The following is a 24,736-nucleotide window of genomic DNA, read 5'->3' as shown; positions in this document are numbered from 1 at the left end:
TGCTCCGAGGAGCGCCATGCGCGTCGCCCCGCTGTACTTCGTCGGCCCGGTAGTGGCCGGTCTGCTCGCGGGAGCGGTGCCCGCGACCGCCGCATCGCCGGCACCCGCCCCTGTGCGCCAACAGCTCGACTGGGGGCCCTGCCCCGACCGGTACGAGGATCTGAACAAGGCGGGCGCGCAGTGCGCCGACGTCACCGTGCCCCTCGATCACGCCGATCCCGGCGGCCGCACGATCCAGGTAGCCATCTCCCGGGTCAAGGCCGCGGACCCCTCCCGGCGTCGCGGCATCCTCCTCTCCAACCCGGGCGGGCCGGGTGGGGCCGGGCTGGACAACACCCTGCGTCTGCGACCGGCGTTGGGAGACGTGGCGGACCGCTACGACCTGATCGGCTTCGATCCCCGCTTCCTCGGCGACTCCACGCCGGTCGGCTGCGCCCCGGCGGCGCCGGCCGTGCCGACCGGCCCCGTCACCTCCGCGCGCCGGGACTTCGAGAGATCGGTCCGCGCGGCCCGTGACACCGCGCGGCGCTGCGGGCGGCACGGGGACAACGCCGCGCTGCTCCCGCACGCCTCCTCGCGCAACGTCGCCCGCGACATGGACGCGATCCGGGCGGCGCTGGGCGAGCGCGGGCTCTCCTACTACGGCGTCTCGTACGGGGCCGATCTGGGTGCCGTCTACACCCAGCTGTTCCCGCGGCGGGCGGACCGGATGGTGATCGACTCCAGCACCGACCCGACGGCCACCCAGTACGAGCTGTTCCGGTCGGCCGGGAAGCCGCTCGAAGAGGCCCTGGACACCTGGGCCGGCTGGACCGCCCGGCGCCACGGCGCCTACGCCCTGGGCCGTACGGCCGCCGAGGTGCGGGCCCGTGTGCAGCGGCTCCTGGACGGGGCGGAGAGACGCCCGGTGTCCGTCGCCGGCGCCCGGCTCGACGCCCCCGTCCTGCGGCTCGTACTCCGGCAGCTGATCCAGCACGAGGAGTACGACGCGGCGCTCGCCGGTACGGTACGGGACCTGGTGGACGCGGCCGCCGGAAAGCCGGTCGAGCCCGGCCCCGAACTGGCCGCGATGCTGGAGATGCTCGCCTCCCCCGAGCTCGCGGACAGCATGCTGGGCGGTGCGGTGTTCATGTGCGGGGACGGCGGCTGGCCGGCCGGCGGATGGCCCGCCGACCCGGAGACGTACTGGAAGAACTCCCAGCGCGGCCGGGCCGAGCAGCCCGTCTTCGGTCCGTTCGTGAACGGGATGACGGCCCCCTGCGCCTTCTGGGAGACCGGACCGGCCGAGCCCGGCACCATGATCGGCAACCACGTGCCCGTCCTGATGCTCCAGGCCCGCCACGACAACAACGTGCCGTACGACGGGGCGTTGGCCCTGCACCGCAGGCTGACCGGTTCGCGGCTGGTGACGGCGGACATCCGCGCGCACGGCGTCTACGGGCGCGGAACCGACGGGCTGCGACCGGTGCCCTGCGCCGACCGGGCCGTCAACGACTATCTGCGCGACGGGACCCTGCCCGCGCACGACCTCACCTGCCCCGCGCCCGGGAGGCCCGAGCGATGATCGGCAGGCATCCGGGGGTGCGGGACCTCCGGGTCAGCGGGGGCCGACGGTGAAGGGCAGGGCTCCGAGCTCGCCGCTCGTCGTGCGGCGCAGGGCGATCGAGCCGTACGGGGTCCGCAGCCGGAGCCAGCTGCCCGAGGACAGCAGCGATACCGGGAAGCGCGGGTCGGCCCGGAGGAAGCCGAGGGACTGGGCCGCGTGGACGGCCCGGAGCGGGAGCTCCGTGGCTCCTACCGGCCGGGACCAGATCTCGCGGCCGATACGGTCCCGCTCGGCACGGGTGCGCCGCTCCTCGGGCAGGGCCTCGTCCCGGGTGCGGAAGTCGGTGACGGCGGCTTCCAGATCGGCGCGCAGGGCGTCCGGCCCCGGCAGCCCGGGCTGCTCCCGCCAGGGGCCCCGGGGCGGCAGGACACCGGTCCACGGCGGCCCGGTGACGGGGGCGGGCAGCGCACCGGCGCCCGGCTCCGGGGCGCCATCGGGGTCGCCGGGACCGGGAACGTCCAGGGTCTCCAGCAGCTCCCCGGCCGACACCGTGACGTCGAGCGTCTCGGGGCGGGCCAGGCGGGCGGCGCGGATGGCGAGGACCTCGAAGGAGGGCGGACGGCCGAACACGGCCAGCGCGTCGCCGCCGCCCGCCTGGAGCCGGACCGCGGCGGCCCGGTCGTAGTGGAGCAGCCGACCGAGGAAGGCGGCGAGATCCGCCGCCTCCCTCGCGTCGGCGAACCGCAGCGACTGCACGGGCACGGTCATGCCGCGGCGGGCTCCTCTGCCAGGTACTGCTGGAGGAAGAGCTTCTCCTCGGCGGAGATCCGCCGGGGCCGCTCCGCCGCCAGGTCGTACGGCACGACGATGGTCGAGGCGCGTACGTACACCTGGTCGGGGTCCTTGATCTCGTAGGCGATCGTCAGGGACGCGGCGCCGATCTTCGTGACCCACGACTCGACGGTCACCGGCTCGTGCCGGTGGACCAGCGGCCGTACGTAGTCGATCTCGTGACGGGCCACGACGGACCCGCCCGAGAACGACGGCGAGCCGTCCCCGGGCGCCAGCCGGAACATGAAGTCGATGCGCGCCTCCTCCAGGTAGCGGAGGAAGACCACGTTGTTGACGTGGCCGAAGGCGTCCATGTCCGACCAGCGCAGGGGGCAGCTGTAGAGATGACGAGCCAAGACGATCAGCCTCGCGTGAGCTTCTTGTACGTGGCACGGTGCGGGCGGGCCGCGTCCGCGCCGAGTCGCTCGATCTTGTTCTTCTCGTACGACTCGAAGTTGCCCTCGAACCAGTACCACTTGGAGTCACCCTCGTAGGCGAGGATGTGGGTGGCGACGCGGTCCAGGAACCAACGGTCGTGGGAGATGACCACCGCGGCGCCCGGGAACTCCAGGAGGGCGTTCTCCAGCGAGGAGAGCGTCTCGACGTCGAGGTCGTTGGTGGGCTCGTCGAGGAGCAGCAGGTTGCCGCCCTCCTTGAGCGTCAGGGCCAGGTTGAGGCGGTTGCGCTCACCACCGGACAGGACGCCGGCCGGCTTCTGCTGGTCCGGGCCCTTGAAGCCGAACGCGGAGACGTAGGCGCGCGAGGGCATCTCGACCTGGCCGACGTTGATGTAGTCCAGCTCGTCCGAGACGACGGCCCAGAGGGTCTTCTTCGGGTCGATGTTGGCGCGGGACTGGTCGACGTAGGAGATCTTGACCGTGTCGCCGACCTTGATGGCGCCGCTGTCCGGCGTCTCCAGGCCCTGGATCATCTTGAACAGCGTGGTCTTGCCCGCGCCGTTCGGGCCGATGATGCCGACGATGCCGTTACGGGGCAGCGTGAACGACAGGTCGTCGATGAGGACCTTGTCGCCGAAGGCCTTCGAGAGGTGCTCGACCTCGACGACGATGGAACCGAGCCGCGGGCCCGGCGGAATCTGGATCTCCTCGAAGTCCAGCTTCCGCATCTTGTCCGCCTCGGCCGCCATCTCCTCGTACCGGGCGAGACGGGCCTTGGACTTGGTCTGACGGCCCTTGGCGTTGGAGCGGACCCACTCCAGCTCTTCCTTGAGCCGCTTCTGGCGCTTCTCGTCCTTGCGGCCCTCGACCTTGAGACGGGTGGCCTTGCGCTCCAGGTACGTGGAGTAGTTGCCCTCGTAGGGGATCGCGCGACCGCGGTCGAGCTCCAGGATCCACTCGGCGACGTTGTTCAGGAAGTACCGGTCGTGGGTGACGGCGACGACGGCACCCGGGTACTTCGAGAGGTGCTGCTCCAGCCAGTTCACCGACTCGGCGTCGAGGTGGTTGGTGGGCTCGTCGAGGAGGAGCAGGTCCGGGGCCTCGATGAGCAGCTTGCAGAGCGCCACACGGCGCTTCTCGCCACCGGAGAGGTTGGTGACGGGCCAGTCGCCGGGCGGGCAGCCCAGGGCGTCCATGGCCTGCTCCAGCTGCGCGTCCAGGTCCCACGCGTTCGCGTGGTCCAGGTCCTCCTGGAGCTTGCCCATCTCGTCCATGAGCGCGTCGGAGTAGTCGGTCGCCATCAGCTCGGCGACCTCGTTGAAGCGCTTGAGCTTGCCCATGATCTCGGCGGCGCCGTCCTGGACGTTCTCCAGGACGGTCTTCGCCTCGTCCAGCTTCGGCTCCTGCATGAGGATGCCGACGCTGAAACCGGGCGAGATGAAGGCGTCGCCGTTGGAGGGCTGCTCCAGGCCTGCCATGATCTTCAGCACCGTGGACTTGCCGGCGCCGTTGGGCCCCACGACACCGATCTTCGCGCCGGGCAGGAAGTTCAGGTTGACGTCATCGAGAATCACCTTGTCGCCGTGCGCTTTGCGCGTCTTGCGCATGGTGTAGATGTACTCAGCCAAGAGAAACCGTCCGGCAGCAATAGAGGTGTGGGCAGATACACCCCATCTTGCCTGACAGCCCTCCCCGGACGGAAACCCGTCCGGGGATCGACACGGGAGCGACGTCACTCCCTGAGCGTGGAAGCTCACTCACCGTCGGCGTGCGGCCCCTGCCGGCGGAGGACGAAGACCGCGCCGCCGCCCACGACGAGCAGCCCGATGGCGACCGCGGCGAGCATCGGGGTGGCGCTGGAGCCGCCGGTCTCGGCGAGGTCGCCCGCCGGCCCCGAGGTGGCGGAGCCGGTCGTGGCGGGCACGGACCGCGGGGCGCTCCGGGTGCCGATGTCGTTGCCGGCGTCGCCCTCGCTCTCCCGGTCGAGGACGCTGCCGCTGGTGGCGCAGTCCAGCACCCCGGTGAAGGTCCTGGCGAACCCGGCGGGCCCGGTGATGGTGAAGTCGTACGCCTGGTCCTCGGCTACGGGGACGGTCACCGTGCGGGTGGCCCCGGCGGCGACGGTGTGCTCGATTCCGGCCAGCTCGAAGGTGAACGGCTTCTCGCCCCGGTTGGCGGCCGTGATGTCCACGCCGCCCGCGGCGCAGTTCTTCCGCGCGGTCAGCGCGGGGGCGGCGCCCTTCTCGGCCCAGGTGGCGGTGGCCCGCGCGGAGACGGTGGACTCGCTGGAGCCGGCCAGGATCTGGGTCTGGGTGCGGCCGGTCCCGACGAGGGCCCGGCCGACCGGCACGGAGGTGGTGGCCTGGACGGCCAGGGAAGCGGTGCCGTCGGCGGTGTCCTTCGGCACGGCGAAGTAGAGCCGGTCCCCGTCCGCCGCTTCGGTGACGGGCGCGCCCTTCTCGTCGGTGACCGCGATGCCGCTGACCGCCGCGTCCACCGGGGGCGACACCGAGACTTGGTCCGCGGCGGTGCGGACGGTCACCGGGCCGAGCCGCCCTCCGGCCCGGCCGGAGACGGCGGCCGGCTCCAGGGTCAGCGAGGCCCGGGGCTCCTTCGCGTTGCGCGCGTTGCGGTGCAGCCAGTCGGCGAGCTTCTCCGCCTGCTTGTCCGACGCGGTGATGTCGGCGTTGTCCGAGTAGCGCCAGATGGCGACCTGGGTCCCGGCGGCGGCGGTCCGCTCGGTCAGCGGACCGGTGCCGGCGGCGGCGGCGAGCGCGGCCAGGTCGTCGACCTGGGGGTAGGAGTGCTGGAGGATCCAGCGGATCTTCCCCGCGTTCCGGTTTCCGCCCAGCGAAGTCTCGGCCCAAGGGGTCTCCAGGTACTTCGCCTGGTCCTGGGTGGGGTTGTGGAGGTCGATGCAGTAGGTCTTGAGCCTGCCTCCGCCGTCCACGGTCATCTCGAACAGCCCGGCGGGCAGTTCCTGGGTGCGGGCGGGCACGCCGTCCTTCCCCGCGATGCGGAGCACGGCACTGTCGTAGGTCTTCAGCCCGTCGAGCACCGCGGCCGCGCCGCCGTGGTGCCGGCCCGGGTCGTCGGCGGCCGCCGGTCCGGCGCCGACGAGTGCGGCAGCCGCGACGAGACCGGAGAGCAGCAGCGCGGCGACCGGGCGGAGTATCCCGCGGCCCGGGGGCGCCCCTGTCGTGCCGGACGGCGCAGCGGACGCTGAAGACGCAGAAAACACAGAATTCCCCTCCGGGCGAGACCCTCGCGCATGGTGCGCGTGTGGGGAATGCCTCGCCAGCAGACCCAAGTGACCCGTGAGCACTGGGAATCCTAAAGAACGGGCGAAGGGCAGTCCCCCGTACTGCCCCCGCACAACCATTCCGAATCGGAATCGTTATCGCCCGACGCACGGCGCGCTTGTCGACGATCGGCCTTTTCAGGACACCGCCGCCAATGCGCCGACGTGTTCCCGCTGTTCCCCCGACTCCCTCGCATCGCCGTCCGTGACACGTTCCGGACGCTCCGTCAGAATGGCTTCCGCTCGGGCCGCTCGGCGGAAGGCGGCCGTTCCCCGGCTCAGGTCGTGGCCGACGGCGACGGCCTCGACATCGACGAACGTCCGCCGCTGACCTGCCTGTTCCTCTTCCCGGACCTTCAACCGGCCGTGCACCACCAGCGGTTCCCCGACCGAAACGGAACCGGCCAGATTCGCGGCGAGCGTCCGCCAGGACCAGACGGTGTAGAAGCTGGTGCGGCCGTCGGCCCAGAGCTGTTTCTCGCGGTCCCACCGCCGCGGCGTCACGGCGAAACGGAATCGCGCCATTCCGCCGGTGGCCGTCTCGCGGAACTCCACCGCCGTCGCGGCGTTACCCACCAGGGTCACCAAGGTCTCGTTCATTTCCCGCCCCCGCTTTCCTTGTCGTAGCGGATCGCACCGCTCGTACCGCATCGCACCGCTCGTACCTCTACGGCGGTGGGGTGCGGACTCCATGGTGGGCGCCGGGCGGGAATCGCGTCGGGGCCTGTGGACTACCGGCCGGTTGTGGAGAACTCCGTCACCGTCACGTACCGCTCCCGCACTTCCCGGTAGCGCACCAGCTCGGCCGCGACCGGATCCAGGACCCTGGCCCGGCCGCACCCGGCGGCCGCCTCGCGCAGTCGCCGCTCGGCGTCCTGCCCGTACCTCCTGGCCGGCCCCCTGATGGCCGCGGCGCAGGACCACTCCACGAGCGGGCCGCCGACGACTCCGGCCAGCATGATGAGCGCGGGCGTGACGAGCCCCGGCTCCAGGACGCCGACGATCTGGCCGACCAGCCACAGGCCGCCGAAGATCTGGAGGAGCGTCATCGACACCTGGGCCAGCACCGCGGCGGGCCACCACTTCGGCCGGGGCGGCTTGGCCGGGCGGCCGCCGCGCGGGGCTCCGAGCGGGGCTCCGGCGGCGGCGCCCCGCCCCGCCTCCGTGCCGCCGCCCCGCTTGGACGCGCCGGGGGCCCCGGCCTTGACCGCCAGTTCGTCCAGCGCCTCGGGCAGCCCCTGCGCCCCGGTGAACGCGGCCTCGCGCACCGCCTGCGCCCAGGGCCCCGGCAGCCCGTCGGCGGCGTCGTCCGCGACGATCCGCACCGCCTGCTCGACCCGTTGCCGGGCCGTCAGCTCCTCCTCGGGCGGGGTGAGCGCCTGGCCCATCCGGTCCAGGCTGCCGGGCAGGCCCCGGTTCTCGTACCAGCGCCAGAGCCGCAGCCACGGCGTCCCGCAGGCCCGCCCGGCGTTCCTGCGCCACTCCCGCTCGGCGGCCTGCCCGGCGGCCGCCGCGCCGACGGCCTCGGCCAGCCGGTCGGTGAACTCCTCACGGGCCCGCTCGCCCAGTCCGGGCCGCCCCTCGGCCACGTAGACCGGGCGCAGCCGCGCCGCAGCCGCGTCGACGTCGGCCCAGAGGCGGCGGGTCGCGGCCGTGCGGTCCTGGACGAAGCGGCCGACCATCTCACGGAGTTCGGGCACCCCGTCCCCGGTGAGCGCGGACAGGGACATGACGGTGGCGCCGGGTTCGCCGTGCTCGCCGAGCGCGATGCCGTCCTCGTCGAGGAGGCGGCGCAGGTCGTCGAGCACGAGGTCGGCCGCCTCGCCGGGCAGCCGGTCCGTCTGGTTGAGGACGACGAAGGTGACCTCGGCGTGTCCGGCGAGCGGGCGCAGATAGCGTTCGTGGAGGGCCGCGTCGGCGTACTTCTCCGGGTCGACGACCCAGATCACCGCGTCGACCAGGGCCAGGACCCGGTCCACCTGGTCGCGGTGGTCGGTGGCCGCCGAGTCGTGGTCGGGCAGGTCGACCAGGACGAGCCCCTGGAGCGCCTCGTCGAAGGCGACGGGCCCGGGGTGGGGCCTGCGGCGCAGTCGGCCGGGGACGGCGAGGCGGTCCAGCAGGCCTGCGGCGCCGTCGGTCCAGCTGCACGCGATGGGCTGGGAGGTGGTGGGCCGGCGCAGCCCGGTGTCGGAGATCGGGGCCCCGGCGAGCGCGTTGAACAGGGTCGACTTCCCGCTGCCGGTGGCGCCCGCGACGGCGATGACGGTGTGCCGCGAGGAGAGCCGCTGCCGGGCGGCGGCCTCGTCCAGGACGCGTCCCGCCTCGGCGAGGGTGTCCCGGTCGAGCCGGGCGCGGGACAGCCCGACGAGTTCGCGCAGGGCGTCGAGCCGGGGCGGCAGCGGCCCGCCGGAGGGGACGTACGCCTCGACCTGCGGCTCCGCGTCGTCCTCGGCGGAAGCCCGGGGCGCGGCTTCCCCGGCCTCGTCCGCTTCGGCCGCCGCCGCGCGCCGGGCGATGAGCCCGTCGTCCCAGCGCCCGTCCCCTCCCCTGCCCGACGCGCCCCCGTCCGCCTTCCCGCTGCCGCTGCCGTTGCCGTTGCCGTTGTCCTGGTCCGTGACGGCGGTCATCGCTGCCACCTCTCCTTCTGCAGTACGGAAAGCGCGGCGATCAGTTCGGCCTGGGGTTCGGGGGCGACGTCGAGCGCGTCGAGCGGGGCGAGGCGGCGGTCGCGTTCGCCGCCGAGTACCTGGTCGAGGTAGGTCGTCAGCAGCTCACCGCCCTTGTCACGGAGGCGCAGCGCGCCCTGGGCGCCGATGCGTTCGGCGAGCTGCTCCCCCGCCGCGCGGGCGCGCCGCCCACCGAGGAGGGCGGCCGCGAGCAGCGCGGCGACGGTCTCGGGGGCGGGCGCCACGTTGCGTTCGAGCTGGCGCACCTCCTCCTCGGCCAGTTCCTCCAGGACCCGCCGCCACCGGCGTACGGCGACGGAGATCCGGCCTTCGACGTCCTCGACGGGCCCCCAGCCGCCCGCCTCCCGCCCGGCGTCCTCGAACCGGAACAGGCGCCCGGCGGGCTCGCGGCTCCACTGGGCGCGGATCTGTTCGTCGGCGGCGGAGACCGAGCACTGGAGCAGGGCCACCAGGCTGTCGACGAGGGCTTCGAGGAGTTCCTCGGGCGAGCTGTAGAGCGGGTAGCCGCGCCACCGGGTCCGCGCGCCACCGGAGAGCACCGCACCGCTCCGGAGGCGGCGCCGGATCCGGGCGGCCTCCTTGCCGTACGCGTCCTGGACCACCCCGGTCAGCCGTACGGAGGCGGCGTACTGGGCGGCGACGGCGGAGGCCAGAGAGGGCATCCGTACGTTGAGCGACTGGATGACGCCGGAGGCGGTGCGCGCCACCGCCTGCTGCCGGGCGGCGGGGTCCTGGGCCCGGTGGGCGAGCCAGGCGCGCAGCGGGGCGACGGCGGTGGTGGGGAGCAGTCCGCTGCCGCCGCCCGCGGACTCGGGCAGCTCCGGGATGGTGAACCGGGGTACGTCCCCGAGTCCGGCCCGGGTCAGCAGCGCCGCGTACTGCCGGGACACCTCGGCGATCACCTGGTGGGGCACCCGGTCGAGGACGGTGACGAGGGCCGCGTCGTACTCCTTCGCGGTACGCAGCAGGTGCCAGGGCACGGCGTCGGCGTAGCGCGAGGCGGTGGTGACCATCACCCAGACGTCGGCGGCGCAGATGAGTTCGGCGGCGAGGACCCGGTTGCGTACGACGAGCGAGTCGATGTCCGGGGCGTCCAGGAGGGCGAGCCCGCGGGGCAGGCTCACGGCGGTCTCCACCCGCAGCGCGGTCTCCCCGTCCTCCCCCCGGGCGGCGAGGTCGTCGAGCCCGTCCGGGTCGGGCGCCTGGCCCGGCGGCAGCCAGATCCGGGTCAGCTGGGGCAGCACCCGCACTCCGGCGAACCAGTGGTGGTCGTCCGGGTGGCAGACCAGCACCGGGGTCCGCGTGGTGGGCCGCAGCACCCCGGCCTGACTGACCCGGCATCCCACCAGCGAGTTGACCAGGGTGGACTTCCCGGCCCCGGTGGACCCGCCGATGACGACGAGCAGCGGCGCCTCGGGGTCCTTGAGGCGCGGCAGGAGGTAGTCGTCGAGCTGGGCGAGGAGTTCGACCCTGGTCTGCCGGGCGCGTTCGGCCCCCGGCAGGGGCAGTGGAAGACGCACGGCGGCGACACGGTCGCGCAGGGCGGAAAGTGCGTCGATGAGCTGAGGCCGTACGTCCATGGTCACCACATGCGAAGAATGCCCAATTTTGGAGCCTTTTTGAAGCGTATAGCCCCCTCTGCGCGGCGGTTCCACCCTCTGGACAGAGTCCGGACAGAGGGGACGAGTGGGGCGGGGGCATAACGAGTGCACAACACCCGGCACGAGGGGAGCGAAAACCGATGCAGGAATCGTACCTACCTGCGATTATCGGTTCGCTTCACCGAACCTCCACATCGTGCCACGCAGGTGAAGCAACCGGGTCCAGGGGATCGGAGCCCTATCCTTGTCCCGGCACGGCCACGGAGCCACCGATCAGGACTCCCGGCCCCCGTAGCTCAGTGGATAGAGCAGGCGCCTTCTAAGCGCTTGGCCGCAGGTTCGAGTCCTGCCGGGGGCGCACCGACCGCACCACCGAGAGGCCCTCCGCACCGGAGGGCCTCTTGTCGGTCAGGGGGACGCTAGCGAGCGCGGCGTCATGGCGGCGTAAGCAGCGCCCCGCCCCTCACCCCTCCCGCCCCTCACGCGTCCCTCACGCGTCCCGTCGGCGGAGCAGCGCCAGGGCCCCGAGCGTGAGCGCCGTCGTGCAGGCGGCGACCAGGAGCAGAGAAGGCCAGGGGCCCAGGCTGCCCACCGCGTCGGCCGCGGCGTCCGAGGTCTGGGTGAGCTTCTCCAGGGCGGCCGTCGGGGAGAGGCCGGCGATCCAGCGTTCGGCGTCGCCGAAGAGGGGGCCGAACAGGGACGGCAGGAGCAGGAGGCCGATGACCGTGGTGACGGCGCCGGCGGAGTGGCGTACGAGGGCGCCGACGGCGAGGCCGAGCGCGGCGGCCACCGCGAAGGACGCGGCGATGCCGAACAGGGCGGGCAGCGGCTCGCCCTGGGCGTACCGGCCCTCCGGCAGCATGGCGTCCCCGACGAGGTAGGCGGCCGTGCAGGAGACCAGGGCGAGGGGGTACATCACGCCCGCCACCAGCGTGGCCTTCGCGGCGAGGACCGTGCCCCGGCGGGGGCAGGCGGCGAACGTCGTGCGGATGGTGCCGCTGCTGTACTCCCCCGAGGCGACGAGCGCCCCGACGACCGCGGCCGGCATCTGGGCGACGACGGTGAGCGTGAGACTGCCGCCGAGGACGGTGTCGTCGGGTTGCAGGCTGCCGCCGGCGGCGATGAACACCGCGCCGACGACCGGCAGTACGGCGGTGGCCACGGTCGTCCACACCGTGGAGCGCACGCTGCGGAACTTGATCCACTCGTGGGCGAGGGCCTCCCGGAAGCCGGTCCGATCCGTGCGGGTGGCGGGAAGGGCGAGCGTGGTCGTGGTCGTGGTCATCGGGCTGTCTCCTTCCTGGGCGTCGACGGGCTCCTGTCCTCGGCCCGGTATTCCACCGAGGACTGCGAGAGCGTCGTGTAGACCTCCTCCAAGGAGGAGCGTTCCGGGATGAGTTCGTGGACGGCGACCCCGTGGTCCCGGGCCAGGTCGCCGATGGCCGGGGCGTCGGGGCCGTCGACCCGCCAGCCGCCCCGGGCGTCCAGCCGTACGCGCGCTCCGGCCGCTTCCAGCAGGGTGCGCAGCCGTTCCGGTTCGGGTGACCTGACGAGGGTGTGCGCGCGGGAGTTGGTCTCGATGAAGTCGCGCATCGTCGTGTCCGCGATGAGCCGGCCCTGTCCGATCACGATGAGGTGGTCGGCCGTCAGTTCCATCTCGCTCATGAGGTGGCTGGAGAGGAAGACCGTGCGGCCCTCCGCCGCCAGGGACTTCATGAGTCCGCGGATCCAGCGGATGCCCTCGGTGTCCAGGCCGTTGACCGGTTCGTCGAGGATCAGCACCTCCGGGTCCCCGATCAGAGCCGCCGCGATGCCCAGCCGTTGGCCCATGCCGAGCGAGAATCCCTTGGTGCGCCTGCGGGCCGCCTCCACGGGGAGGCCGACCTGCTCCAGCACCTCCTCGACACGGCGGCGCGGGATGCCGTTGCTCGCGGCGAGTCCGGCCAGGTGGTGGTAGGCGGAGCGGCCGCCGTGAACGCCCTTGGCGTCGAGCAGGGAGCCGACCGCCCGCAGCGGCACGGGCAGGTCCGCGTAGGCCTTGCCGCCCACGGTGACACGCCCCGCGCTCGCGGAGTCGAGGCCCAGGATCAGACGCATGGTGGTCGATTTGCCGGCGCCGTTCGGGCCGAGGAAGCCGGTCACCCTGCCCGGCCGGACCGTGAACGACAGCCGGTCGACGGCGGTTCGCCCGCCGTAGCGTTTGGTGAGTTCCGTTGCTCGGATCATGCGGCCGACGCTACGAGCGGCGGGCCGATGGCGAATCCACCGGCGGGAGTCGCTTCCTGCTCCCGCCGGAGCAGCACACTCCTGGGCCGTGCTGCGCAATTCCCGCCTGCTCGGCGACGCCTGGCACTTCCCCAAGCTCTCGGCTTCGCTCGAGCAGGAAAGGCCCCATCGCCGCGTTGCCGGGATCACCCCGATACAGCCGGTGTCGGGGCGACCCTCCGCCCTGCGATCGCGCGCACCGGACGCCGCCGCGCCCGCCCTCCGGGCGGACGGCGCCACTATCGCAGCACGCCCTAGCGTTCTCCCGCCCTGACCAGGCCCGTTTCATAGGCGAGGACCACCAGCTGGGCCCGGTCGCGGGCGCCGAGCTTCGTCATGGTCCGGCTGACATGGGTCTTCGCGGTCAGCGGGCTCATGATCAGCGCCTTGCCGATCTCCTCGTTGGACAGTCCGGCGGCGACGAGCGCCATCACCTCACGCTCCCGGCCGGTGAGTACGGCGAGCCGTTCGGCGCCCGCCGCCTCGGGAGCCGCCAGCCGGGCGAACTCCTCGATCACCCGGCGGGTGACGGCGGGGGCGAGCAGGCTTCGGCCCGCCGCGACCGTGCGGATCGCGGCGCGCAGGTCGTCCGGCTCGATGTCCTTCAGCAGAAAGCCCGCCGCGCCGTGCCTCAGGGCCTCGAAGACGTACGCGTCGACCTCGTACGTGGTGAGCATGACGACGCGGACCCGGTCGAGGGAGCGGTCCTCGGCGATCCGGCGGGTGGCCTCCAGGCCGTCGACGCCGGGCATCCGGATGTCCATCAGCACGACGTCCGGGCGGGTCGTCCGGACCGCCTCGACGGCCCGGGCCCCGTCGGCGGCCTCCGCGACGACGACCAGGTCGTCGGTGAGGTCGAGCAGGGCGCGGAATCCGGCCCGTACGACCGTCTGGTCGTCGGCGAGGACCACGCGGACGGTCCCCCGCGTCCCCGCCACGCCCTCCATCCACTCGTTCATGAGGCCGTTCCCCCAGTCCCGTACGGCTTCCCGTTCATGAGGCCGTTCCCCCGTTCCCGTACAGCTTCCCGTTCATGAGGCCGTTCCCCCGTTCCCGTACAGCTTCCCGTTCATGAGGCCGTTCCCTCCGTCGGCAGTTCGGCGCGGACGCGGAAGCCGCCGCCCGGCACCGGGCCGTACGTGACGCCACCGCCCACCGCGGCCGCCCGCTCCCGCATGCCGATCAGGCCGAAGCCACGGCCGGCGGGCGGGACGGCGGGCGGCCGCGCCGGTGGGCCGTCGTCCACGACCTCGACGATCAGCCGGGCTGCGTCGCGGGTCACCGACACCGCGGTGTGCCGCGCCGCGGAGTGCTTCACCACGTTGGTCAGCGCCTCCTGCACGATCCGGTACGCCGTGGCCTCGACGACCGCGGGCAGGGCGGCGTCCCCCGTGTCCCGCCGCAGGCTGACCCGCACCCCGCCCGCCTCGACCCCCGCGACCAGTTCGTCCAGCTGGTCGAGGCGGGGAGCCGGCGCCGTGGACTGCGCCGCGCGCAGGACGGACAGCGTGGCGCGCAGCTCCCGGACGGCTTCCTTGCCGGAGGCGCGCACCTGCGTCATCGCCTGCCGCGCCACCTCCGGCGCGGCGTCCAGCGCGTCCAACGCCACCCCGGCCTGTACGGTCATCGCGCTCACCGTGTGCGCGAGGATGTCGTGGATCTCCCGGGCGACCCGCGCCCGCTCCTGGCGGACCCGGCTGGCGGCCTCCCGCTCGCGGTCCTCCTCGGCCCGCGCGGCGCGCGCCGCGTACTCCGCCAGCAGTTCCCGGCGGGTGCGCACCACCTCGCCCAGGAGCAGCGGGACGAGCGGCCAGACCAGCTCCAGGACGGGCAGTCCCTGCGGGTTGACCACGTCCCGGCCGACCTTCAGCGCCACCGCGCCCGAGACCGTCGCGGCGATCACCCCGGTCCACAGGGTGCGCCGGCGGTCGCCGAGCACCGCGACCGTGTAGAGCGCCACGATCACCGGGAGGTTCAGCAGCTCGCCGATGTGCCCGTGCAGCGCCCACCCGGCGCAGGCCGCCCCGGTCACACAGACCACCGGAACGGGCCAACGGCGGCGGCAGACGAGCGCTGCCAGCGAGACCACGAGAAGAGCCCAGGTCAGCGCGTCGGCCTGCCGGTAGCCGGGCTCGTTGACGGCCGCGTCGGCGGCGGTGAACACGCCCACCACCGCCACCACCACCAGATCCACGACGATCGGCGGCAGAGCCCGCGCACGGGCGGCCAGGCGCTCGAAGGTCATCACCCCCTCACGGTAGGAGGCGGGACGTCCGGCCGCATACGACAGCGGGAGTACACCGGTCCGCGCCCGGCCGTACGGGCCGGGCGGCGGGAAGGTCGTGACGCGGGCGCGCGGAGGGGGCGTGGCGGGGTCGCGGCGGCAGCGCGGCCGGCGGTGCGGGGCACGGTGTCGAGGGGCTCGGCGCCGTACACATCGGGCAGGAGTTCGGGCACGGCGCAACCTTCCGTCCGGCAGGACGTTCGGCAGGGCGTGGGAGCGGGCAAATCGATCAGGTGGGCCCGAAGGCGGAATCCTCGCCGCAGGGCGTTCCCGACCGTCCCCCTCACCCGGCGGGCGTACACGGCTCCGCGCCGTCGTCCGTCCGCCGGTTCCGCCGACCGCACACCGAAGCGCCCGCGTGAACTACGCACCATCAGGGAAAGGAGCGCCGCGATGGCGACGCCGCTGTCTGCAGCCAGGCTGCTCAAAGCTCTCCGCGACGAAGGCCTCCATGTCGTCGAACACCGGAGTTGGCGTACCAACAACCGGAACCACAAGGGTCCCTGGGGACCGACGCACGGCGTGATGATCCATCATACCGTCACCTCGGGCACCGCCTCCTCGGTCGAACTCTGCTACAACGGCCACTCCGCGCTGCCCGGCCCGCTCTGCCACGGGGTCATCGCCAAGGACGGGTCCGTCCACCTCGTGGGGAACGGGCGGGCCAACCATGCCGGGCTCGGCGACGACGACGTCCTGCGCGCCGTCGTCGCGGAGAAGGCGCTGCCCCCGGACAACGAGGCCAACACCGACGGCAACCGGCACTTCTACGGCTTCGAATGCGTCAACCTCGGCGACGGCAAGGATCCCTGGCCGGCGGCCCAGCTGCTGGCGATCGAGCGGGCCGCCGCCGCCGTCTGCCGGGCACACGGCTGGTCGCAGCGGTCGGTGATCGGGCACCTGGAGTGGCAGCCGGGCAAGGTCGATCCGCGCGGGTTCACCATGAACGCGATGCGCGCGCGGATCGGCAAGCGGCTGGGCGCTTCCCCGGACGGGCCCTCCGATCCGCCGCCGAAGCCGACGTACGAGCCGTTCCCGGGGGCCTCGTTCTTCAAGGTCGGCCGCAACAGCGCGGTCGTCACGGCGATGGGCAAGCGCCTGGTGTCCGAGGGCTGCGGGCGTTACACGGTGGGCCCCGGACCGGCCTGGTCCGAGGCCGACCGGAAGTCGTACGCCGCCTGGCAGCGCAAGCTGGGCTACACGGGCGACGACGCGGACGGCGTTCCCGGCAAGAGCAGTTGGGACCGGCTCAAGGTGCCCAACGTGTGACGGCGGCGCGTCCGACTCCTTCCCCTCCCCGCCGGAGGTGAAGGAGCCGGACGATGTGGACGATGTGGACGATGCAGTCGATGCGGATGATGCGGATGATTGCCTGGCATGGGGCGGGGGCCGCCCGCCCGGTCGCGCGGGGAAGCGGCTGAAGTGGTGCGGGTCAGCGGTTGAAGCCGCTGCCCAGTCCCGCCTTCACGGCCACTGTGCCGAGCGTCCCGTGGCCGAAGCTGAACGAGCCCTTGGCCACGAGGCCGGAGGCGGTGGCCGGGAACACCCACAGGGAGCCCTCGCCCGCGTTCTCTCCGGGGGCGCCCACGGCCAGTTCGGTACGGCCGTCGCCGTTGAGGTCGCGCAGGGCCGCCGCGCCGCCGAAGCGGTCGTCCTTCTCCACGGCCCCGACGACGTCCGGCGTGCCCTGGTTGAAGCCGTAGCTCCCCTTGCCCGTGGGGCCGGTGGCGGTGCCGGGGAGGACGACGAGGCCGCCCGCCGAGGCGACCGCGCCCTGGTCCTCTCCGGGGACGCCCACCGCGATCTCGCCGTAGCCGTCGCCGTCGGTGTCCCCGATCGCGACGGACGCGCCGAAGTTGTCGCTGTGCTCGGCGGCGCCGGGGACGCCGGGCGAGTCCTGGTTGAGGACGACGGCCTCGGTGCCCTGCGGACCGGTCGCGCCGCCCGGTACGTAGGTGAGCATGCCCCCCTTGGCGAGCGGCAGGTCCAGGTCGCTGTCGTAGCCGTCGACGGCGCGCCCGACGGCGAGGTCGGCGTACCGGTCGTTGTTCACGTTGCCGACGGCGAGGTGCTCGCCGCCCTGCAGGTTGTAGCCGTTCTTCCCCTTGACGGAGGTGAGGTCCGGGCCGAGTCCGGCCGGGCCGCCGAAGCCCGTCATGATGCGCCGGGCGTCGTATTCGTCGCCGTCGTTGGCGACGATGGCGAGATCGTCACGACCGTCGCCGTTCAGGTCGCCCGCGGCCACGTCGAGGTTCCGCCAGTCGTCGGCGTTCGGGATCTCGGTGGCCGCCGCCGCGACGCCCTCGCGGGTGAACGGGCCGCTGAGCGCGTGCAGGGCGATGTGCCCGGCGCCGACGATGTCCGGGGCGCCGTCGCCGTCGAAGTCGCCGACGGCCAGCCACCGGCCCAGGCCGGCGTACTCCTCGCCGGTCAACAGGGTCGCCCCGCCGGCCAGGCCGCCCGGCCCGCCCCACAGGACGGTCACGCCGCCGCCTGCGGCGGCCGCTCCGATCTTCTCGCCCGGCGAACCGACGACCAGGTCCGCGTAACCGTCCTGGTCGAGATCGGCGGAGGCGACCGCGCCGCCGAAGGCGTCACCGGCCTCCGGGGTGCCGGGGACTCCCGCCGAGGCCTGGGTGAACACCCGCTTGGCGGAGTCCTTGACCCCGTTGCGGGAGCCGTAGGCCACGCCGACGTATCCGGCGCCCTTGAACCCCTTGACGGTCGCACCCGGCGCGGCGAACGCCAGGTCCGGATAGCCGTCGCCGTTGAAGTCGGCGCGGGGGCCGTGCGGGTCGGGGGCCGGCGCGGGCCGGGCGGCGGCGGGCAGGGTGACGACCGCGGTGGCCAGGGTGATGGCCAGGACGACACCGGTACCGAGTGCTCGGGATGTCACGGGGACTCCTTCTGCTGGGACGTTCGCCGCGTCGGCGCAACGGGGACGGCCGGAAAGCGCTGTCCCCATTGCGCCGTGGCGTGCACGCCCGAGTCGGAAATGGGTGGGATCGAGTGGCCACTCGCACCCCTTCAGACGGGCGTACCGGGCGAAGGGTTGTGCTCGGCAGGGCAGCTCACCCTCTAGGGTTTCCTCGCTGCGCCGGTGGCGCCCCGGTGATCCGACGATGGATCACCGGCGAACTCCGAGGGACGGTGCGATGACGGCCGAGGTGCGAACGGTGGAGGCCGGGGAGCTGAACCGGTACGCCGAAGGGATCCGCGACGTGTACGCGCGGGCGTTCGCGGCCCCGCCCTGGAACGAGGATCCGGCGCAGGCCGACAGCTATGCGGAGCGGCTCGCGCGGGACGCACTCCGGCCCGGGTTCAGGGCGGCGGTGGCGACGGCCGAGGGGACGGTAACCGGATTCGCCACGGCCTGGATCACCCCGGAGGTCTTTCCGGCGGACCGCGGCTACGGGCAGGTCGCCGAGGCCCTCGGGCCCGGGCGGGCGCGGGCGTGGCTCTGCGGCGCGCTGGAGGTGAACGAGCTTGCGGTGGCGCCCCGGGCGCACGGCAGGGGGCTCGGCTCGGCGCTGCTGCACACGGTGACGGGTTCCGCGCCGGACGGCCGTTGCTGGCTGCTGACCTCCGTGCGGGCCGAGCCGGCGCTGCGCCTGTACGAGCGCGCCGGCTGGCGGCGGGTCGACGCACCCGTGCCCGGCGCTGCCGCTCTCGTGGTGCTGCTCGGCCCCCGCCATCCGCGCCGGGCGGAGGCGGGGAGCGGGTAGCCCCGTACTACAGCGCGACGGCCAGCAGGACGCACGCCGCGAGCGCGAACGCGGTGCGCACCTGGTGGAGGATGTTCCAGCGGGATTCGAAGGCCGCGCGGGCCGCGCTGTCGTCGCCGCCCTCGGAGGCGGCGAGGGCGTTGTTGAGCGGGATGTTCCCGACCACGGTCACCAGATGACCGGCGACCGCGCAGATCAGCGCCCCCAGGACGGCGGGCCCCGCCGCCCCGTCGTGCTCACCGAGGCCGGTGAAGAACGCGGCGGCGGGCAGCGCGACGACGCCGAGGAACAGGACCAGGAAGACCGGGCCGGGGACCTTCTCGTTGAAGCGGCGCATGACCGACGTGAACTGCTCGTCCGTCAGGTCGGCGAGTCCGGGCATGATCGCGATCAGGAAGGTCAGCATGAACCCCGCGTAGAGGCCGTTGACGATCGTGGCGAGCAGCAGGAGGAGGGAGGTCATGGCGGACATCATGACCCGGAGCGACGGTTCGCAGGGCACATTTTCGAATGACCGTGCGAACTGTTTCGGCCCGGGGCGATCCACCCGGGCAGCATGGCCGCTGGGCCGCTCGGCCCCAGCCCGCTCGGCCCCGGCCCGCTCCGCCTCAGCCGATCTCGCCCTCGTCCGGTTCCGGCTCGTGGTCCGTTCCCGAACCGCCCTCGATCCGGTCCGCCTGGCCGATGGCCCTGGCCAGCTTCGTGACGGAGCTGTCCTCGGTCGCCTCCGCCAACCCGGCCGCACGCGAGGCGAGTTCGGCGAGACCGGGTGCGCCGGGCAGGTCGCCGCCCCGCAGGTGGTCGGCGAAGTAGGCGGCAACGGCGGCTACTTGCAGCCGCTCGGCCGCGCCGCTCCACAGGGAGCCGTCGATCGCCCCGGTCGTCGCGGTTCCGGTCTCCTCCCGGGCCTCGCGGGTCCTGGGGTCGAGCCAGCGCACGGTGGCCTCGGCCACGGTGCCGGACGCGCCCTCGCGCAGCCGTACGGCGTACAGAGCGGTCACCGTGTGACCGGGGCCGACCTCGCCACCGTCGACGCTGTCGTCGCGGAAGTCCTCGTCGGCGACCTTGCGGTTCTCGTAGCCGATCAGCCGGAACTGCTTCACGGTCCTGCGGTCGAACGCCACCTGGGCCTTGGCGTCGCGGGCCCGGATCTCCAGATGGGCGGGCAGTTGGTCGACGAAGACCTTGCGGGCCTGCTCCTCGTCACCGACGTACGTGGTGTTCCCGTCGCCCTTGTTGGTGAGGCGCTCCATGAACGCGTCGCCGTAGTCGCTGCCGACACCGACCCCGAAGAGGGTGATGCCGTACTCCCGGCGGGTGGAGTCGATCTTCCGCAGGATCCCCTCGGCCTCGGTGTCGCCGGTGTTGGCCAGTGCGTCGGAGAGGAGCACGACCCGGTTGGTGGCGCCCTTGCGATGGCCCTCGACCGACTCCTCGTAGCCGAGGGTGATGCCCGCCTCGACGTTGGTGGACCGGTCTGGCCGCATCTCCTCCACCACGTCCTTGATCCGGTTCCGGTTGCCCTGGAGGCGGGTCATCGGCAGCCGGGTCTCGGCCTCGTCGCTGAAGGTGACCAGGGAGATGGAGTCGTCGTCGCGCAGTTCGTCGGTGAGGATGGTCAGCGACTTCCTGACCAGGTCCAGGCGGCCGGTCTCGGCCATGGACCCCGAGATGTCGACGACGAACGTGAGGGCCGCGGGGGGCCGTTCGGCGGTCGACGGGGCGGCCTCGGTGGCCAGGCCGACACGGAGCAGCGACCAGTCGGAGGCTCCGGTTCCACCGCCCCCGCCCTTCCCGGAGCCGATGCGCGCCCCGTCGACGTTCACCGAGAAGCCGGGGCCCTTCGGCCGTTCGTACCCCTGGCGGAAGCTGTTGACGAACTCCTCCGGGCGCACCTCCTCGGGCGAAGGCATCATGCCGTCGCCGAGGGTGCGGCGCGCGTAGCCGTAGCTGGCGGTGTCCACGTCCAGGGCGAAGGTGGAGAGGTAGTCGGGCGGCGCGACGTCCGGCTTGCCCTCGTCCCCGGACTCGCCGGTCGGCGCGGCCGACCGGCCCTTCTCGGGCGCCACCGCGTCCGGCGCGGGCTGTCCGCCGCCGGTCGAACCCTGCCCGTGGTGCGTATCCGAGGTCAGGTCGCGCTTGCCGCCCGAGGCGCTGTCGCCGCTGCCGCACGCGGTGAGGACCATGGCGCCCGCCAGCAGGAGCGCCATGGCTCCCGCCCGGCCCCCCGCCCGGACGCCTGCTCTGCCTTCCGCCCGGACGCCTGTCCTGCCTTCCGCCCGCTTCGCGTGCCGTCGGCCTGCCTGGTGCATGTGTAACCCCCCACGTCGTCACGATGTCCTCGACATCTGTGAATGTGACGTACGGGGTCGCCGACCGGAGTCGACGAAAGCGTTGCGGAACCATCTCGATGCGGCAACAGCGGGCGGGAGACCGGCGGAACATCAGGTTCAGGACACGATGTCCTTACGACCGAACCCGCGGAAGGCCAGTGCGAACAGGATCAGGGCATAGGTCACTGATACGGCCGTGCCCTTGATCATGCCGCCCCACTCCAACTGCGGCTGGAGGGCGTCGGCCCAGGCGAACTGCCAGTGCGCGGGCAGGAAGTCGCGCCAGGAGCCGAGCGCGGTGACCGCGTCGAGCACATTGCCGACGATGGTGAGACCGACCGCGCCGCCGACCGCGCCGAGCGGGGCGTCCGTCTTCGTGGACAGCCAGAACGCCAGGCCCGCGGTGACCAGTTGGGAGACGAAGATGAACGCCACGACGATCGCGAGGCGGGGCACCGTCTCCCCGGCGGACAACGCTCCCCCGGTGGGCAGTTTCAGTGGCCCCCATCCGTAGGCCGCCGTACCCGCCACCAGGGCGACGAGCGGCAGCAGCACCATCGCGGCCAGGCTGAAGCCGAGGGCGACGACGAGCTTGGACCACAGCAGCCGGACGCGCGGCACGGGTGCGGCGAGCAGATAGCGCAGCGAGGACCAGCTCGCCTCGGAGGCGACGGTGTCCCCGCAGAACAGGGCCACCGGCACCACCAGCAGGAATCCGGCCGAGACGAACAGCGAGGTGGCGGCGAAGTTCGCGGCGGACTCGGTCGCCACGTCCATCAGGTTGATCCGGCCGCCGCCCCGGCCCCCGCCGCCGTCCTCGCCGTCCGGCGTGCCGCCGATCGCGAAGGCGATGATCAGGATGAACGGGAGGGCGGCGAGGATGCCGCCCATCAGCAGGGTGCGCCGCCTGCGCAACTGCCGCGTCGCCTCGACGCGGAGGGGAAGAGTGCGCCCGGCACGGTAGCCGGGGGCCTCCGGGTGTGCGGTCTCCACCCGGGCCTCGGGGGGCTGGACGGGGGCGCTCATGCTGCTCCTCCGGAGATGAGGGTGAGGAAGGCGTCCTCCAGGCGGCGGTGCGGTCCGACGCCGGTGACCGGCACGTCGAGCCGGACGAGATCGGAGACCAGCCGGGAGGTGGTGGTCCCGTCCAGGCGGACGAGGAGTCCGCGCCCGTCGTCGGCGCGGACGGCGGAGCCGATGCCGGGCAGGGCGGCGACCTTCTCCGCCAGCGGCTCGGACACCTCGTCCGCCGTGGTCACCAGGATCATGTCGCCGGATCCGGTGATCTCGGCGACGGGTCCGGCCTGGACGAGCCGGCCCCGGTCCATGACGACCAGGTGCGTGCAGGACTGCTCGACCTCGGAGAGGAGGTGGCTGGAGACGATGACGGTCCGGCCGCCGGCCGCGTACCGGATCATCACGTCCCGCATCTCGCGGATCTGCGGCGGGTCGAGCCCGTTGGTCGGCTCGTCGAGGATGAGGAGGTCCGGCATGCCGAGCATGGCCTGGGCGATGGCGAGCCGCTGCCGCATGCCCTGGGAGTACGTCCGTACCGCACGGGCGAGCGCGTCGCCGAGCCCGGCGATCTCCAGGGCCTCCTCGATGTGCGCGTCCTCGGCGGGGCGGCCGGTGGCCTGCCAGTAGAGGTCGAGGTTGGCGCGCCCGGAGAGGTGGGGCAGGAACCCGGCCCCCTCCACGAACGCCCCGACCCGGGACAGCACCGGCGCGCCCGGCCTGATGGCCTGCCCGAAGACGCGGATCTCGCCCTCGTCGGGGGTGATGAGCCCCATGAGCATGCGCAGGGTGGTCGTCTTGCCCGCGCCGTTGGGCCCGAGGAGTCCGAGGACCTGGCCCTTCTCGACGCGGAAGGACAGCTCGCGCACGGCGTAGCGGTCGACCGCCTTCGCGTACTTCTTCGAGAGGCCGGTGATCTGGAGCGGTACGTCGGTGAGCGCGGGGTCCGGCGCGGGCGTCGCGGTCCTGCGGCGGGCGGTGAGCAGGAGGCCCGCCGCGATGACGAGGGCGGCGGCCGGGAGGCCCCAGGTCCACCACGGGAGGGTGGCCGCCGCGGTCGTCACGGCGGGCGCGGTGGGGACGGTCAGCGGGCCGTCGGCGGTGACGGTGTAGGTGGCGGGCTCGGCCGGGGAGGCGTAGCCGAGGTCCGTGGCGGAGAACACCAGCCGCATCCGGTGTCCGGCGTCGAACTCGTGGTCCACGGCGGGCAGCGCCAGCTCGATCGGTTTGCCCTGCTGGTCGGGGGTGATCCGGTAGGGGGCGACGAGCTGGTGGGGCAGCACCTGCTGCCTGCCGTCCGGCGACACGTCGTACACCTTGCCGAAGAGCACCGCGTCCCGGTCGCCGCTCGCCGTCACGTTCGCCTTCACGGTGGGCGTGCCGGTGACGCGTACGGAGGTGTCCAGCGGGGCGGACTCGAAGCGGGCGAACTGTCCGGGGAAGTCGAGCGAGAGCCCGACGCCGAGGGAGGAGAGCTGGGCGAGTCCGCCGCCGACGCCGGGCACGGCGGAGATGGCGGGCGGCGAGGACCCCGCCGGGTTGCGGAAGGTCTTCGTCCCGCCGCCGAGCGCGATGTCACGGCCGCCGCCGCGCAGCCCCGGGTAGGTGTCGCCGCTCGCGCCGCGCAGGAGGGCGGCGCCGTCGGTGGAGTCGACGCCTCCGGTGCGGGTGACGCGGAAGGCGGGCCCGGCGCCGGCGCCGGCGTCCTCCTTGAGATAGCGGTCGAACCAGGAGCCGACCCGGCCCTCGACCCGCCCGGTCTCGTTGTCGCCGCCGTCGTGCCCGCCCGAGATCCAGTCGACGGAGACGGGGGCGCCGTTGGCGCTGATGGCCTTCTGCATGGCGTCGGCCTGGCCGAGCGGGAAGAGGGAGTCGGACTGCCCCTGGAGGAGGAGCGAGGGAACCTTGATGCGGTCGGCGACGGCGGACGGCGAACGCTCGGTGAGGAGGTCGATCGCCTCGGCGTCGGGCTTGCCGCTGACGGCGACCCGCTCGTACATCTCGCAGAGCCGCTTCTCGAACTTCTCGCAGCCGCCGCCGGTGGTGATGAAGATCCCGGCCCAGAGCTTCTTGAAGACCCCGTCGGGGAAGAGGGCGTCGGCGAGGTTCCAGTAGGTGATCACGGGCGCGATGGCGTCGACCCGCTCGTCGTGCCCGGCGGCGAGCAGGGAGACGGCCCCGCCGTAGGAGGCCCCGGTGAGGCCGACCCGGGGGTCGCCCTCCTCGTCGAGCTGCACCTCGGGCCGCTCCGCGAGCCAGTCGATGAGCCGGGAGACGTCCCTGACCTCGTGGTCCGGGTCGTTGAGGGTGATCTCCCCGCCGGACTCGCCGAAGCCGCGCGCCGACCAGGTCAGCACGGCGTACCCGTCGGCGGCCAGCTTCTCGGCCTGGGCCCGTACGTCGTTCTTGCTGCCGCCGAAGCCGTGTCCGATGAGCACGGCGGGCCGCTTGCCGGAGCCTTCGGCATGGAAGTACGAGGTGTCGATCGGCACCCCGTCCATGCGCAGCGTCCGGTCCTCGCGCTGCACGGAGGGCGTGCCGTCGTCGGCGACGGCGGTCCAGGTGCCGCCGCCCACGAGCACGGCGAGCGCGGCGCCGACCGCGGCCCACCGGCCAGGGGTGCGGGGCAGCAGGCGCCGCCATCGAGCAGTAGGGGTCTCCATCCCTCGACCCTAAGCGGAGGACGCAAGTCGGTTGAGTGCCGCCAGGGGGAGCCGGGCGGCCTCCCTGAGAGGTACGCTGCGCCCCCGC

19 protein-coding genes and 1 tRNA gene are annotated in these 24,736 nt (G+C 73.2%); 4 read left to right on the top strand and 16 right to left on the bottom strand.

Annotation, left to right across the window (positions count from 1 at the left end; all coding sequences use genetic code 11):
* Positions 1 to 16 precede the first annotated feature (16 nt).
* Positions 17 to 1,564 (top strand): alpha/beta hydrolase, encoded by a 1,548-nt coding sequence (locus ACIRJT_RS35075; RefSeq protein WP_403917593.1) that lies wholly within the window; start codon positions 17 to 19, stop codon positions 1,562 to 1,564.
* 33 nt (positions 1,565 to 1,597) lie between these two features.
* On the opposite strand, the gene ACIRJT_RS35070 is transcribed toward ACIRJT_RS35075, so the two are convergent.
* From ACIRJT_RS35070 to ACIRJT_RS35040, 7 genes are all read right to left on the bottom strand, one after another.
* On the bottom strand, positions 1,598 to 2,314 hold the full coding sequence (locus ACIRJT_RS35070) for a hypothetical protein (RefSeq protein ID WP_403917591.1): 717 nt from the start codon (positions 2,312 to 2,314) through the stop codon (positions 1,598 to 1,600).
* Positions 2,311 to 2,733 carry an acyl-CoA thioesterase gene (locus ACIRJT_RS35065; RefSeq protein ID WP_403917589.1) on the bottom strand — a complete coding sequence of 141 codons (423 nt, stop codon included), beginning with the start codon at positions 2,731 to 2,733 and terminating at the stop codon, positions 2,311 to 2,313. The genes ACIRJT_RS35070 and ACIRJT_RS35065 overlap by 4 nt, the downstream gene beginning before the upstream one ends.
* 5 nt (positions 2,734 to 2,738) lie before the next feature.
* Complete coding sequence (gene ettA / locus ACIRJT_RS35060; RefSeq protein WP_403917588.1) at positions 2,739 to 4,403, bottom strand: energy-dependent translational throttle protein EttA; 1,665 nt, start codon at positions 4,401 to 4,403, stop codon at positions 2,739 to 2,741.
* A 125-nt stretch (positions 4,404 to 4,528) separates the two neighbouring features.
* On the bottom strand, positions 4,529 to 6,016 hold the full coding sequence (locus ACIRJT_RS35055) for a Cys-Gln thioester bond-forming surface protein (RefSeq protein WP_403917585.1): 1,488 nt from the start codon (positions 6,014 to 6,016) through the stop codon (positions 4,529 to 4,531).
* Positions 6,017 to 6,214: 198 nt separating this feature from the next.
* Positions 6,215 to 6,676: a single-stranded DNA-binding protein gene (locus tag ACIRJT_RS35050; RefSeq protein WP_403917583.1), complete on the bottom strand. Its 462-nt coding sequence runs from the start codon at positions 6,674 to 6,676 to the stop codon at positions 6,215 to 6,217.
* 131 nt (positions 6,677 to 6,807) lie between these two features.
* Positions 6,808 to 8,703, bottom strand: a complete 1,896-nt coding sequence (locus ACIRJT_RS35045) for a GTPase (RefSeq protein ID WP_403917580.1) — start codon at positions 8,701 to 8,703, stop codon at positions 6,808 to 6,810.
* On the bottom strand, positions 8,700 to 10,343 hold the full coding sequence (locus tag ACIRJT_RS35040) for a dynamin family protein (protein WP_403917578.1): 1,644 nt from the start codon (positions 10,341 to 10,343) through the stop codon (positions 8,700 to 8,702). Before ACIRJT_RS35040 ends, ACIRJT_RS35045 begins: the two co-directional genes overlap by 4 nt.
* A 306-nt stretch (positions 10,344 to 10,649) precedes the next feature.
* Between ACIRJT_RS35040 and ACIRJT_RS35035 the strand changes: the two genes are divergently transcribed.
* Positions 10,650 to 10,722, top strand: a tRNA-Arg gene (locus tag ACIRJT_RS35035).
* 132 nt (positions 10,723 to 10,854) lie between these two features.
* Here the strand turns inward: ACIRJT_RS35035 and ACIRJT_RS35030 are convergent.
* The 4 genes from ACIRJT_RS35030 to ACIRJT_RS35015 form a co-directional block, all read right to left on the bottom strand.
* Positions 10,855 to 11,649, bottom strand: a complete 795-nt coding sequence (locus ACIRJT_RS35030) for an ABC transporter permease subunit (protein WP_403917577.1) — start codon at positions 11,647 to 11,649, stop codon at positions 10,855 to 10,857.
* Positions 11,646 to 12,590: an ATP-binding cassette domain-containing protein gene (locus ACIRJT_RS35025; protein WP_403917574.1), complete on the bottom strand. Its 945-nt coding sequence runs from the start codon at positions 12,588 to 12,590 to the stop codon at positions 11,646 to 11,648. The genes ACIRJT_RS35030 and ACIRJT_RS35025 overlap by 4 nt, the downstream gene beginning before the upstream one ends.
* A gap of 293 nt (positions 12,591 to 12,883) precedes the next feature.
* Positions 12,884 to 13,588 (bottom strand): response regulator, encoded by a 705-nt coding sequence (locus ACIRJT_RS35020; protein WP_403917572.1) that lies wholly within the window; start codon positions 13,586 to 13,588, stop codon positions 12,884 to 12,886.
* A 110-nt stretch (positions 13,589 to 13,698) separates the two neighbouring features.
* Positions 13,699 to 14,874: a sensor histidine kinase gene (locus tag ACIRJT_RS35015; RefSeq protein ID WP_403917569.1), complete on the bottom strand. Its 1,176-nt coding sequence runs from the start codon at positions 14,872 to 14,874 to the stop codon at positions 13,699 to 13,701.
* 432 nt (positions 14,875 to 15,306) lie between these two features.
* Between ACIRJT_RS35015 and ACIRJT_RS35010 the strand changes: the two genes are divergently transcribed.
* The gene (locus tag ACIRJT_RS35010; protein WP_403917567.1) at positions 15,307 to 16,182 is read left to right on the top strand and encodes a peptidoglycan-binding protein; all 876 of its coding nucleotides are present in this window, start codon (positions 15,307 to 15,309) and stop codon (positions 16,180 to 16,182) included.
* A 163-nt stretch (positions 16,183 to 16,345) separates the two neighbouring features.
* Here ACIRJT_RS35010 and ACIRJT_RS35005 read toward each other — a convergent pair whose 3' ends face one another.
* Positions 16,346 to 17,809, bottom strand: coding sequence for an FG-GAP and VCBS repeat-containing protein (locus tag ACIRJT_RS35005; protein ID WP_403917564.1), 1,464 nt, complete (start codon positions 17,807 to 17,809; stop codon positions 16,346 to 16,348).
* Between the two features lie 259 nt (positions 17,810 to 18,068).
* Between ACIRJT_RS35005 and ACIRJT_RS35000 the strand changes: the two genes are divergently transcribed.
* Positions 18,069 to 18,638, top strand: coding sequence for a GNAT family N-acetyltransferase (locus ACIRJT_RS35000; RefSeq protein ID WP_403917561.1), 570 nt, complete (start codon positions 18,069 to 18,071; stop codon positions 18,636 to 18,638).
* A 7-nt stretch (positions 18,639 to 18,645) separates the two neighbouring features.
* Here the strand turns inward: ACIRJT_RS35000 and ACIRJT_RS34995 are convergent, their stop codons facing one another.
* The 4 genes from ACIRJT_RS34995 to ACIRJT_RS34980 form a co-directional block, all read right to left on the bottom strand.
* Complete coding sequence (locus ACIRJT_RS34995; RefSeq protein ID WP_403917558.1) at positions 18,646 to 19,113, bottom strand: DUF1772 domain-containing protein; 468 nt, start codon at positions 19,111 to 19,113, stop codon at positions 18,646 to 18,648.
* A gap of 133 nt (positions 19,114 to 19,246) precedes the next feature.
* Complete coding sequence (locus ACIRJT_RS34990) at positions 19,247 to 20,848, bottom strand: von Willebrand factor type A domain-containing protein (protein ID WP_403917555.1); 1,602 nt, start codon at positions 20,846 to 20,848, stop codon at positions 19,247 to 19,249.
* A 240-nt stretch (positions 20,849 to 21,088) separates the two neighbouring features.
* The gene (locus tag ACIRJT_RS34985) at positions 21,089 to 21,997 is read right to left on the bottom strand and encodes an ABC transporter permease (RefSeq protein WP_403917552.1); all 909 of its coding nucleotides are present in this window, start codon (positions 21,995 to 21,997) and stop codon (positions 21,089 to 21,091) included.
* Entirely contained in the window at positions 21,994 to 24,648 is a 2,655-nt protein-coding gene (locus tag ACIRJT_RS34980) for an alpha/beta fold hydrolase (RefSeq protein WP_403917549.1), read from the bottom strand. Before ACIRJT_RS34980 ends, ACIRJT_RS34985 begins: the two co-directional genes overlap by 4 nt.
* Positions 24,649 to 24,736: the final 88 nt, after the last annotated feature.

This window comes from Streptomyces sp. NPDC102283 (genome assembly GCF_044766265.1).
In the GTDB taxonomy this organism is placed as follows: domain Bacteria; phylum Actinomycetota; class Actinomycetes; order Streptomycetales; family Streptomycetaceae; genus Streptomyces.
Note: the sequence above shows the minus strand (reverse complement) of the source record. Positions and strands in the feature narration are given on the sequence as shown.

Excerpts from the sequence above, each read along its gene's own strand:
- ACIRJT_RS35030 (WP_403917577.1), bottom strand. The coding sequence starts at position 11,649 with ATGACCACGACCACGACCACGCTCGCCCTTCCCGCCACCCGCACGGAT.
- ACIRJT_RS35020 (WP_403917572.1), bottom strand. The coding sequence starts at position 13,588 with ATGAACGAGTGGATGGAGGGCGTGGCGGGGACGCGGGGGACCGTCCGC.
- ACIRJT_RS35010 (WP_403917567.1), top strand. The coding sequence starts at position 15,307 with ATGGCGACGCCGCTGTCTGCAGCCAGGCTGCTCAAAGCTCTCCGCGAC.
- ACIRJT_RS35040 (WP_403917578.1), bottom strand. The coding sequence starts at position 10,343 with ATGGACGTACGGCCTCAGCTCATCGACGCACTTTCCGCCCTGCGCGAC.
- ACIRJT_RS35000 (WP_403917561.1), top strand. The coding sequence starts at position 18,069 with ATGACGGCCGAGGTGCGAACGGTGGAGGCCGGGGAGCTGAACCGGTAC.
- ACIRJT_RS35025 (WP_403917574.1), bottom strand. The coding sequence starts at position 12,590 with ATGATCCGAGCAACGGAACTCACCAAACGCTACGGCGGGCGAACCGCC.
- ACIRJT_RS34995 (WP_403917558.1), bottom strand. The coding sequence starts at position 19,113 with ATGATGTCCGCCATGACCTCCCTCCTCCTGCTGCTCGCCACGATCGTC.
- ACIRJT_RS35075 (WP_403917593.1), top strand. The coding sequence starts at position 17 with ATGCGCGTCGCCCCGCTGTACTTCGTCGGCCCGGTAGTGGCCGGTCTG.
- ACIRJT_RS34980 (WP_403917549.1), bottom strand. The coding sequence starts at position 24,648 with ATGGAGACCCCTACTGCTCGATGGCGGCGCCTGCTGCCCCGCACCCCT.
- ACIRJT_RS35070 (WP_403917591.1), bottom strand. The coding sequence starts at position 2,314 with ATGACCGTGCCCGTGCAGTCGCTGCGGTTCGCCGACGCGAGGGAGGCG.
- ACIRJT_RS34990 (WP_403917555.1), bottom strand. The coding sequence starts at position 20,848 with ATGGCGCTCCTGCTGGCGGGCGCCATGGTCCTCACCGCGTGCGGCAGC.
- ACIRJT_RS35050 (WP_403917583.1), bottom strand. The coding sequence starts at position 6,676 with ATGAACGAGACCTTGGTGACCCTGGTGGGTAACGCCGCGACGGCGGTG.
- ACIRJT_RS35015 (WP_403917569.1), bottom strand. The coding sequence starts at position 14,874 with ATGACCTTCGAGCGCCTGGCCGCCCGTGCGCGGGCTCTGCCGCCGATC.
- ACIRJT_RS35045 (WP_403917580.1), bottom strand. The coding sequence starts at position 8,703 with ATGACCGCCGTCACGGACCAGGACAACGGCAACGGCAACGGCAGCGGC.
- ACIRJT_RS34985 (WP_403917552.1), bottom strand. The coding sequence starts at position 21,997 with ATGAGCGCCCCCGTCCAGCCCCCCGAGGCCCGGGTGGAGACCGCACAC.